Source organism: Dyella jiangningensis, assembly GCF_003264855.1.
In the GTDB taxonomy this organism is placed as follows: Bacteria; Pseudomonadota; Gammaproteobacteria; order Xanthomonadales; family Rhodanobacteraceae; genus Dyella; species Dyella jiangningensis_C.
Window position 1 is genome coordinate 1,172,837 of record NZ_NFZS01000004.1, and the last position, 10,553, is coordinate 1,183,389.

Below are 10,553 nucleotides of genomic sequence, written 5' to 3' on the forward strand. Positions count from 1 at the left end.
AAGGAGGCGAGCATGACCAACGATAGGGACTATCATCTGGGCGAAGTTTCCGAGCGGCACGAGGGCGCGGGGCCAGCCACTATTTCCACGGGCAAGGGGGACCACGGCGGAGTCTCCTATGGGACATATCAGTTGTCCACCAGCACTGGAACGATCAACGAATATCTCAAAGTGTCGGCTTACAAGAACGAGTTTCGCGGCCTGACGCCAGACACGCCCACGTTCAATGAGAAATGGCGAAAACTCGGTAACGACGATCCCGATTTCGGAAGGGATCAAACCCAGTTCATCAAGTCGACCCACTACGACGTCCAGGCACGACGGCTCAAGGATGCCGGTGTCGACCTGACCGACAGAGGCCCTGCCGTACAGGAGGCACTGTTCAGCACTTCTGTCCAGTATCGCGGCCTCACGAAAGGCATTTTTGAACGAGGCCTCGAGGCCGCCTTCGGTGAGCAATATGACCTTGCCAAACTATCGGACAAGGACATTGTCGTTGCGATTCAGGACTACAAGATCGAACACAACGACATCTATTTCAGGAGCTCCTCTACCAAAGTGCGGGAATCCGTTCTGGGTCGCGCGACGATCGAGAAGGACGAGCTGATTGCCCTTGCAGAAGGGCGGGATCTCCCTGGCGCGCATCATCGACGTACCGAGCACCACTCGAATCTCAATGCTAGTGCTCTTCTCCGAGTTGGTAGCGAGGGGGCCTCCGTCATTGAATTGCAGAACAAGCTAGCAAACGTGGGTTATCCGCTGAACGTTGACGGTTCTTTCGGCCCAGCAACCAAGGCAGCGGTTGAATCCTTTCAGCGCGATCACCAGCTGACACCCGATGGCGTTGCCGGTCCCGCGACACGCCGGGTACTCGCCGAGCAGGTTCAATCGCAGGATGCCCAACAACCATCCCAGGCGCCGACCCGGCTGGATGATCCGGCCCACCCGGATCAGCCTCTATTTCAACAGGCCCGCGAACAGGTGTATCGCCTGGACCAACAATTGGGTCGGACACCGGACCAAATGAGTGACAACATCGCTTCGGCCTTGGCCGTGTCCGCCAGAGCCAACGGGCTGGAGAGAATCGACCAGATCACCTTAAGTGATGATGGCAGCCGCCTCTGGGCCACGCAAAGGCCAGCAGGCCAGCTCGATGCACTATTCGCCAAACACGCCGACGTACCTACTTCCGCGGTCAACACACCGATGGAACAAAGCGCATCTCTGTGGTGGCAAACCATCCAGCAGCTCCAATCGCAGCAGGACCAGACCCCAGCAAAGCAACAAGAACCGGTACAGCAGCAAGCAATTCAGCAAGGCCAGGCGGCAATACCTGTGATGGCTAGATAGAAGCGGGAGATGAGGGGACGGGGCATGCTTGATTCTGAGCGCCCATGTAGGCGGCCCTCAGTTCTGTCGGGGTAGTCTTCGTCCTCGTTGCGGCCCTAACTTGGCTTGGTATTCGATGGCGGGACCATCGCGAAGACTGGTGACGAAATCGGCCCTATAAATCGTAGACCACCAACGCAAGTCGCCTTTGCTTTGGATGGACGAAGATCTTCCCTTTGGCCCCACATTCATGTGCACCTAAACGACTGGCCTTTCATACCTCACCCATCTACCGCCATCTTCCGTTGAGCACCTTGTTCGCTCGGTTCTCGTGCATAAGTGAGTAAATAATGTGCGTTCCCTTCTGGTTGGTTCTTGTCGTGTTGCTTGGCGTGATTTCAGGGATGTCAGACAAATCCAAGGTGCATCATGTGGCCTTGTCGTTGATTCTGGCTATCTGCGTTTGGGGCATCGTTTACGGAAGCCAAACCTAAGCTTAGGCCGACAAGAAGGAGGGGCATCGGAAAAGACGGGTCAGAGTCGACATGCCGGCTCTTACCCCTATTTTTCACTTACCCCTCGCTCTCTCGCGAAAACTACATCTCATTGCCGGCTGTCAACATCATCCCACGTAAGCAACGTCTGAAAGGTGCGTTGACCTGAGGATACGAGATTGATCTGTGACTAAATCCTTCGTACCCATCCAAACAATAAGCACCGCTTCACAACAATGAAGTGATGCACCGGATAACTCCGTCACCTCGATACATTCGATTGCACATTTGATCGCTGAAGTGCCGCGTTGGGCAAGGAAAAGTACTGTTCACAACAAGCATAGAGATTCGTCATGACATGGAAGCTAGCCGGTCTTTACATCATGTTCGCAGCCTTCATCTGCTGGCTCGTGATGCTCAGCTATGCGGTCATCATCGGTCCGATGTCGGTACTGGGTCACGGCATATATATCTACATCGCAGCAGCCGCAGGTTTTGCCATCCAGCTCGTCACATACGTTGCCGCCAGAATCGCGCGAGCTACAAACGCTGCGCGTGGCCATCAGCAGAACAACGGCTTCGATTCTCGCCACTGACACGGGTCCATGGGGCTTGGGATCTATCGTTGGCGTGTATAAGGCGGTCGCATGGCCTTGCTGTTACGTGCGCAATGACAGATGGAATCGGAACAGCGTCGACTGAGCTACTTCCCGTTGCAGAGAATGAATATGCCTTTACGGTACGGGTAGCGCTGCCGGGCCGGCAACGCATCAGCGCCTTCGCCCAGATAGCTCAGGGCAGGACGTGCACTACTTCGTCCACGTCCAGGTCCATTGACTCGCCGAGTCCTTGCAGCTGCCGCCGAGTGACTTGGCGGCGCGGCCACGGACGAAGCGGCCGGTAGGCGCGCCGGTTGCCTTGCCGTCACGGATGGCGAATTGGCCGTTCACCAGCACTTGTTGCACACCCGTCGTCAGCTGGTGCGGTTTGGCGTACGTGGCGTGGTCCTGGATCGTTGCGGGATCGAACACCACTACATCGGCGTACGCGCCCACCTTCAACCGACCTCGATCAGGCAGTGACAGCACGTCGGCCGGCAGCGTGCTCAGCTTGCGTACCGCCTGCTCCACGGTCAGCACATGGTCCTTGCGCACGTATTGCGCGAAGACGCGGGCGAAGCTGCCATAGGCACGCGGGTGCGGTGACGATTTCAGGAACACGCCTTCCGGCGCGGCGCCCGTTTCGTCAGAATCAAAACTTACCCACGACAGCGCGACCATGCGGCGTACGTTTTCTTCGCTCATCAACGTATAGGCGATGCCGACGCGTGAGCCGTCTTCGATCACCAGATCGATCGCCGCATCTTCCGGACTCACGCCACGCTCGCGCGCGACCTGCGCCAGGCTTTTACCGGTCAGGTTCTTGAGCGCGGGATTCTTGAATTGCAGAAGCACCGTGTTCTCCGCGCCCGCAGCTGCCAGCAGGTTTTCCCAGTCGGCCGGATGAGGGTTGCGCATTGCCGCCAGCACCCGCTTGCGCACGGCCGGGTCGCGCAGGCGCGCGATCCATGCTTCCAAGCCACCCTCCTGTACCCAGGAGGGCATCGCCGCATCCAGTCCAGTGGCGCCCGCCGTGTAGGTATACATGTCGGCCGTGATGCATACGCCTTGCGCGCGCTGCTGCTCAATAGTGCCGATCACCTTGTCGATCTTGTTCCAGTTGTCCTTGCCCGCCAGTTTCAGGTGGTAGATCTCGACCGGAGCCTCGCTGGCTTTGGCGATGGCAATCATCTCGTCGATGGCGCCCTCGATGCGGTCGCCTTCGCTGCGCATGTGGGCCGAGTAGATGCCGCCGCAACGTGCCGATTCCTGCGCCATGGCGATCAGCTCCGGCGTCTTGGCATAGGTTTCGGGCGAATAGATCAAGGCCGTGGTCACGCCCAGTGCGCCCTCCTCCATGCTTTGCCGCACCAGCGCACGCATGGCGGCAAGCTGCGTCGCGTCCGGCACCACATTGCGTTCGCCCAACACGTTGGTGCGCACCGTTCCTTCGCCGACAAACGATGCAATGTTCGGTGAAATTCCCTTGTGTTCGAGCAGGGACAGATACTCGCCCAGCGTCGTCCACGTCACCGGATACTTGATGTCGATCTGGCGCTCGGCCATCAGGTGCTGCATGGCAGGGTTCAAGGGCCCCATCGACATCTCCCCCATGACCTCCAGCGTCACGCCCTGCGTCAGGTCGCTCAGCGCGCGCCCATCGACGAACAGCGAATCTTCCGGATGCGACAGCATATTGATGAAGCCGGGCGCAATCGCCTGGCCATGCGCATCAATGACGGTCTTGTCCCTGCTGCCGCTCGTGCCCTTGCGCGCCGGGCCCACGTAAGTGATGCGGTCACCATCGATCGCCACTTCACCGGCATAAGGTTTGCTGCCCGAGCCGTCGTAGATCAAGCCGCTCCGGATCACCACGTCATGCGCCGCCGCCGACGACGAAAGACCCATGAGTACGGCCAGAGGAATAACACGACGACGCAGAATAGCGACCATGGCAATGCCCTTTCTGGATGTTAGTTGACGAGTGTGCAGCGACGTTGTGCAACCCGGGCCCTGGGGGCGCAGCCTAGGAATACGCCCCATCCCCGATGGTAGAGCGCATCGGCACAGCCATCCAAATCCGACAACGCAAACGGCCTCGACGGCTCGTGCCCATCTTTCGGAGCCATTCCACGGCCCAGACTCTTATGTGCGCGGCGGCTCTGGATGCTTTGCCAGATACGCCCGCATTTCCGCAACCTGGTCCTTCCATTCCGGCTGCAGACCGAAGTGGTCGATAAAGTAATGGATGGTGTCGTAGACGCCGGGCAAGTCATGATCCATCTGGTTGCAGACCCGCACGATGTAGCCGTGGGGGTCGTCGGGGTGGCGTTCTATCAGTACATCGGCAAGCGCCTCTGCCTTGTCCGGCTGATGCGCTTCATGATTGTAGAGATCCCCCAGCTGGGACATGGCGTACTGCTCATCCGGGTCGCGCTTGAGCACAGCAAGGTAGGTGTCTTCCGCTTCGCGGATACGACCCGCGTGCCTGTAGATATTGGCCAGCCGATTCGCGACGGCGTTGTCCTCCGGGTGGTGCCTTGCTGCCGCCTCGATGACGTCGATGGCAGCTTGCGTGTCATGCATGTTGATCAGCAACCGCGAACGCCACTGCAGCGCGTCCGCATGGGTGGGATCAAAGCGAAGTGCTTGCGCGTAGAGCTGCACGGCCAGTTTCGGATCGGCATCGAACATCATGTCGGCAAGATCGACCAGCTTGTACGAAGTGACATTTCCGTCGCTGGCCTGCAGGACCAGCTGATGGGTCTGCTCCGCCGAATAGCCGCAATTGCACGTGGCGCGATATAGGTTCGGATATTGGGCAAGGATCCTCAGCAGAGGGTTGTGCTGCGCGTCTGCCTGGTCTCTCGCGCGCTGTGTCTCCACACCTCCGAACTGCCCTCCCCATCGGGGCTGCGCCAGGTTCATCATTTCAAGGCGGATGGAGAAGTTGTACGGGTCCGCCCTCATCCCCATCGCGGCAGCGTTCTCCAGGTAATCCTGGGCGCCGGCGAGTGCCCCGAGATAGATCATGGACTTGTAGACCGCGGTCAACGACGGCAGCAGAGCCACCGAACGATCCAGATCCTGCTTCGCCAGTACAAGTTGGCGACGCATATCGATCACCTGCTGCTCGCCGAGGTTCCTTGACCAGTCCCGGCCTCGTGCTTCCTGGGCAGCATCGACGTACTGCACGCCGCTGGCACCCAATGCAAAGGCACTGTCAGGAGACTGCTGCTTCCATGCGTCAATGATGCGCCGCGTGTCGCTGGACGACTTGTCAAAACCGGCGTTCTCGAAAGCGATGTCAAAGAGCCCAGGATGACCGGCCTCATGCAACTGAGTGTCCAGGTATTGCTGGAACGTGCGATCAACCTCGGCGGCACGCCCCTGTTTGAGGAGGGCGTCGATCTCGGCGAGCCGCATCGTCTTGTGGGTGCGCAACTCGCAATAGGACCGCGTGGTTTCCGCGTTCCAGTGACTTCCAGGCAGCTCGGGGTATTGGAGGCAACGCTGCAGTGGATCCGAGATGGACTCCGCCTGCACCATCGCTTTCACGAAATTCGTGTATGCCGACGCTTCCCGTTTTTCGACATTGGATGCGTGCCATTGAACCAGGGAGAAGATGCCGTACGGAACGGCCAGCGCAACCAGCACGATGGCCAGTACCCGTTGTCGCGACCCTGTTGCCTTGCCACGACCGGATGAACTGCCGATATCCCTACCCGAGCGTTCCATGTGCCTTTCTCCTGGGATGAAAAGTCCATTCAACGATTATCGATTCGCATGCGCAGCATGCGTCACACCGAGATCACGTCACTCCTGAGTGCCGGTCGTGCAAGTCACTGCTCGCGAGGCATCAATCCCCACGTCTGCCTGATCTTCTGCAAAAAGTGCACCCTTCCCGCCTGTTTGGTCGTTTCACTGAAGCATGATCGGCGAGCTCACGTAGAAGCCGGCGAGGCGCCATTGGCCGTCTATTTGAATGAGCTTGATATTGAAGTCCGCATGACCGTTCTCGAACTCCCCGGACTCCGTGTATGACGCGCTTACCGTCTTGCCACTGCCAGCGTTGACCGCCAAGAGTGCTTGCCCCTTGGGCTCACTCAGGCTTTTCAGGGCGCCCAACTTGCTGAGCTTGGCGAACAGTTGATCCAGCTGATCCGGATCCTTGCGGATGATCTCGACCAGCTGTGGCGCGGCGCGCGACATCAGCTCGTCTTTCGACCAGGTCGCGACCACGGGCTTCACGTTCGCTTCGACATAGGCCTTGCTGGACGCGTCGAGCCCCGCTCCCTGGTAGACGCCAACACCCACCATGACTGCAACGATCAAGACAAGCACAAGAAAGATCCCGCCAAGGATCTGGAAGAACTTCTTCATTTTTTCCCCTTCGGTCACCTGCTGCGTGCCCACCGATCTTAATCATTCCGCGAATGTGATGCCCGCAAGGGGCAAAGGCTGGCCTGGTCGCCGCCGCCCGGTCGCCCTCGGCTTTTTCGATCCATTCGTTCGTCAGGGCAAGCGTTTACTCGCTGAGCATTGGAAAGCGCGACAACGGGGTCTGCGACGACTGGGTCAGATGCACTTCTGGACTCCAGAGAAGTGAACCTGGCCCCGTTATCGCTTCAGCCTTTCCCCGCGTTCGCCAGGATCTGGTCGATGCTCAGCGCCTCGCTTGCCGAGGGCGGCGGCAGGCCCACTTTTGCACAGAACGCGGCGAGGCGAGGGTCGTTGCGGAAGCGCAGGATCAACGGGTCGTACAACATGCGGTGGAGGCTGGTGTCGTGCGTGGACCAGGTGCGCTCCAGCCATTCGACGGTTTTGTCGGCATCGCCGCGCAGCGCATAGGCCTGCGCGATCAGGTAGGGCGTGGTCTTGTTCCACATCCCGTCCTCGAGGGCTTTCGCCAGTGCCGCATCCGCCGCGGCGCGATCCGGGCCGATCTGCGCCGCCACGGCCAGTGCCATTTCTCGCCACAGGGGAGGTTGGCGCCCGGCCACATCCAGCGCGGTGTTCGCATCGCCGCGCAGGATGGCGACGTACATCAAGTCGGAAGGCGGCCCTGGTCGCGGCTGCAGTTCGCGACCAAAGCGGATGCTGCTTTCGGCCGCGTCCAGCCGGCCTGAGGCGATCAGCAGGTGGGCGTACAGGTAGTGGTTGCCTGCGAAGAGCGGGTCTAGCGAAAGGAAGCGCTGGCGCTGTTCGATGGCTTCGTGCAGGTGGCCGCTTGCGGCGAGCGCGCGGCTTAGGCCGCCGCGGATCTGGCCGTTTTCCGGCGCAAGCTGCGACCCGCGGCGGAATTCGGCGATGCTACCGAGCCAGTCGAAATCAGCGGCCAGCAGCAAGTTCGCGCGCGCACCGTGCGCGAGACCCAGGTCGGGCGCGAGTTGCAGCGCGACGTCGGTGGCCTTGCGCGCCTCGGCATACGCGCGTTGCGCCTCTTCGCTTTCCACCGCGGATTGACCCACGAGCGCCCACGCGGTCGACAGTTGCGCCCAGGCGGAGGCATACCCCGGTTCGATCCGCGTCGCTTTTTCCTGGAGCTCGATGGCCTTGCGGTAATCGCCGATGTAGAAACTTCGCAGGCCTTGCAGATAGGCGTTGTAGGCCTCGATGTTGCCGCTGGGCGGCCGGTCGTCCTGCTTCGTGGCGAAGGACGTGCGCAGCAGTTTCGCCTGCAGGGCGCCGGCGATGGCGCGGGCGATCTCGTCCTGCAGCGCGAACAGATCCTGGTAGGGCCGATCGTAATGTTCGGTCCAGACGGTGTGGCCATCGGCGGTGGAAACCAGTTCCACACCGATGCGAACGGTACTGCCCTCGCGTTGCACGCTGCCGCTGACGAGGTACGCCACGTCCAACTTCGAACCGATGGCCTTGCTTTCGTCCTTGCCGTCGCGGAAGCGGAACGAGGACGTACGGCCGATGACCTTCAGGCCCTCGAACCGGGACAGGGCGTGGATCAGGTTTTCGGAGATCCCGTCGGAGAAGAACTGCTGCCCGGCGTCACCGCTGGCGTTCACCAGCGGCAGCACGGCGATGCTGCGCTGCTCCAGCACCGGTGCCGCTTCCGTGGCGGCGGACAGGTCGCGCGGCCACAGCTTCCAGCCGGCGAGAGCGACCAAGGCCAGCAACGGTGGCAGCCACATCGTCGCTTTAAGAAGCTTGCGCATGGGCGACACATCGCTGGCACGGCGGCGCGGGTGTGGCGTCGGCACGAGCGCGGTATCGAGCATGGGAGCGTCGGCCGTCGGTGCCTCCGACGGTGTATCAGGCCGCGGCTCCGTAGCGGCAGGCAGCTCGAAGCGGTAACCGACGCCATGCACGGTGCGGAGGTAGCGTGGAGATTGCGCGTCCTCGCCCAGTGCATGGCGCAGCATGGTCACCACCCGGTTGAGCACACCGGGTGTGACGTGACGGTGGCCCCAGACCGCATCGAGGATTTCATCGCGTCCGAACACCCGCCCCGGCGCGCAGGCCAGCAGGGCCAGCACGGCGAACGCCTTGGGCTCCAGTGGCTGCCTGACTCCGTCGCGCCACAGGCGCTGGCCGGCGACATCGATGACCACGTCGTCGAAGGCAAGGCGGGCCGGCTGCGGCTGGGACATCGGGTGCCTGCCTGGGTCCGGGAGGGCGTCCAAAGCATACGCCCGTGCGCCCCAACATTCCCCAAGCTCTCCTCACAAAGCCTCGGCCTTTCCTCAAGACCCGACAGCGATGCCGGCGCGACACTGGCCGTGCCGGCATCAGCGGCATGCGCACCAGGCGAATCGCCGTGAGCCCAAGTTCTCCTGGGCCAGCCCGTGCCTGATGGCCGTCCCTACGGCCGGCGGCAGCCATGTCGGGCACGTGGCCGCGCGCGCCAAAGCGTCGAACCGAGAAGCCCGGCGTCGAAGCCCGATCAGACCACCCAACCTGCAAGGAGAGGCATATGAAACTGCAATCCGCAACCTGCGGTATCTCGGCCGTCGTCGGGCTGCTGCTGGCCGGTACCGTCAGCGCCCAGCACTTCGGCCCGTGGAGCGATCCGCAGCCGGTCTCGGCGATCAACACGCCCGCCGCCGAAGGCTGCCCGATCGAATCCCCGAGCGGTCTGGACTTGTACATTGCCTCCAGCCGCAACGTGCCCGGGGCGCAGGGCAAGCTCGACCTCTACCGCGCGCATCGCGACACGCTGCAATCGGACTGGGGCGCGGCGGAGAACCTCGGGCCATTGGTGAACTCGTCCGAATTCGATTACTGCCCGACGCCGCTGCCCGGCAAGTGGTTGCTGTTCGTCAGCTCGCGACAGAACGCCGACGACTGCTATCCCGGCAACACGCCGCCACCTCCGCCCGTGGGTGGCCCGTCCGCTGGCGACATGTACATCACGCGGGAGAATCCGGCCCACGGCTGGGAGGAACCGGTGAACCTGGGCTGCTTCCCGAGCGGCCCGAACACCGTGGGCGCGGAGTTCAGCCCGTCGCTGGTGGAGACCCCCGAGGGCACGCGCCTGTTCTTCTCCAGCAACGGCTATCCCGACAGCCAGGGCCAGGACATCTACATGAGCCGGGTACTGCCCGATGGCAGGATACTGCCCGGCGAGCGCATAGCCGAATTGAGCACAGCCGCCGACGACCGCATGCCCAACGTGAGCAAGGACGGCCTCGAGATCGTGTTCAGTTCCAACCGTGCCGGCACCAGCGCGTTCGACCAGGACATCTACGTATCCACGCGCACTGACACCGCATCGCCATGGTCGCCGCCGAAGCGCATCGACAATCCAGCCATCAACACGCCGGCCTCTGAAACCCGCGCCTCATTGTCGGCGGATGACACGCGCTTGTACTTCGGTCGCAAGCTCAACGTCGACGATCCGGGCGATGTGTATGTGAGCACGCGAACGAAGATTACGGGCGGCCGCTGAGCTGGCGGAAGGACCATCACATGGCCGCGGTGCAAATCGTGATCGTCGTGGTGAGTTCATCGTGGTGGTCGCGCACCAGTTTCCCGACGGTGGTTGGCCGTGGCATGCGTGTTGGCATCAGCCTGGGGCGTGCGCGCCGTGCCCGAACACGTCGCCATGTGCTTTGCGGCTCTCGCAGGACAGCGAAGGAAATGGGGCCAGATTCACTTGTTAACTCGAGAGAAG

7 protein-coding genes are annotated in these 10,553 nt (G+C 61.5%); 3 read left to right on the forward strand and 4 right to left on the reverse strand.

The genetic code is table 11. The annotated features are described in order from the left end of the window. The first annotated feature begins 12 nt into the window (after nucleotides 1-12). Both CA260_RS17910 and CA260_RS17915 read left to right on the forward strand, forming a co-directional pair. Nucleotides 13-1,350: a peptidoglycan-binding domain-containing protein gene (locus CA260_RS17910; protein WP_111984349.1), complete on the forward strand. Its 1,338-nt coding sequence runs from the start codon at nucleotides 13-15 to the stop codon at nucleotides 1,348-1,350. Between the two features lie 826 nt (nucleotides 1,351-2,176). After that, a complete protein-coding gene (locus CA260_RS17915; protein ID WP_111984350.1) occupies nucleotides 2,177-2,419 on the forward strand; it encodes a hypothetical protein in 243 nt (80 codons plus the stop codon). 213 nt (nucleotides 2,420-2,632) lie between these two features. Here the strand turns inward: CA260_RS17915 and CA260_RS17920 are convergent, their stop codons facing one another. The 4 genes from CA260_RS17920 to CA260_RS17935 form a co-directional block, all read right to left on the reverse strand. Further along, complete coding sequence (locus CA260_RS17920) at nucleotides 2,633-4,375, reverse strand: N-acyl-D-amino-acid deacylase family protein (RefSeq protein WP_111984351.1); 1,743 nt, start codon at nucleotides 4,373-4,375, stop codon at nucleotides 2,633-2,635. Nucleotides 4,376-4,567: 192 nt separating this feature from the next. Beyond that, nucleotides 4,568-6,160, reverse strand: coding sequence for a tetratricopeptide repeat protein (locus tag CA260_RS17925; RefSeq protein WP_111984352.1), 1,593 nt, complete (start codon nucleotides 6,158-6,160; stop codon nucleotides 4,568-4,570). 183 nt (nucleotides 6,161-6,343) lie between these two features. Then, nucleotides 6,344-6,838 (reverse strand): hypothetical protein, encoded by a 495-nt coding sequence (locus CA260_RS17930; protein ID WP_111984353.1) that lies wholly within the window; start codon nucleotides 6,836-6,838, stop codon nucleotides 6,344-6,346. A gap of 212 nt (nucleotides 6,839-7,050) precedes the next feature. After that, nucleotides 7,051-9,030 (reverse strand): winged helix-turn-helix domain-containing tetratricopeptide repeat protein, encoded by a 1,980-nt coding sequence (locus CA260_RS17935; protein WP_111984354.1) that lies wholly within the window; start codon nucleotides 9,028-9,030, stop codon nucleotides 7,051-7,053. Nucleotides 9,031-9,353: 323 nt separating this feature from the next. Here CA260_RS17935 and CA260_RS17940 point away from each other — a divergent pair, with 323 nt between their 5' ends. Further along, nucleotides 9,354-10,328, forward strand: a complete 975-nt coding sequence (locus tag CA260_RS17940) for a PD40 domain-containing protein (RefSeq protein WP_172461891.1) — start codon at nucleotides 9,354-9,356, stop codon at nucleotides 10,326-10,328. The last annotated feature ends 225 nt before the right edge of the window (nucleotides 10,329-10,553 follow it).

Coding starts and splice junctions, on each gene's coding strand:
- CA260_RS17935 (WP_111984354.1), bottom strand. CDS start 9,030: ATGTCCCAGCCGCAGCCGGCCCGCCTTGCCTTCGACGACGTGGTCATC.
- CA260_RS17925 (WP_111984352.1), bottom strand. CDS start 6,160: ATGGAACGCTCGGGTAGGGATATCGGCAGTTCATCCGGTCGTGGCAAG.
- CA260_RS17920 (WP_111984351.1), bottom strand. CDS start 4,375: ATGGTCGCTATTCTGCGTCGTCGTGTTATTCCTCTGGCCGTACTCATG.
- CA260_RS17910 (WP_111984349.1), top strand. CDS start 13: ATGACCAACGATAGGGACTATCATCTGGGCGAAGTTTCCGAGCGGCAC.
- CA260_RS17940 (WP_172461891.1), top strand. CDS start 9,354: ATGAAACTGCAATCCGCAACCTGCGGTATCTCGGCCGTCGTCGGGCTG.
- CA260_RS17915 (WP_111984350.1), top strand. CDS start 2,177: ATGACATGGAAGCTAGCCGGTCTTTACATCATGTTCGCAGCCTTCATC.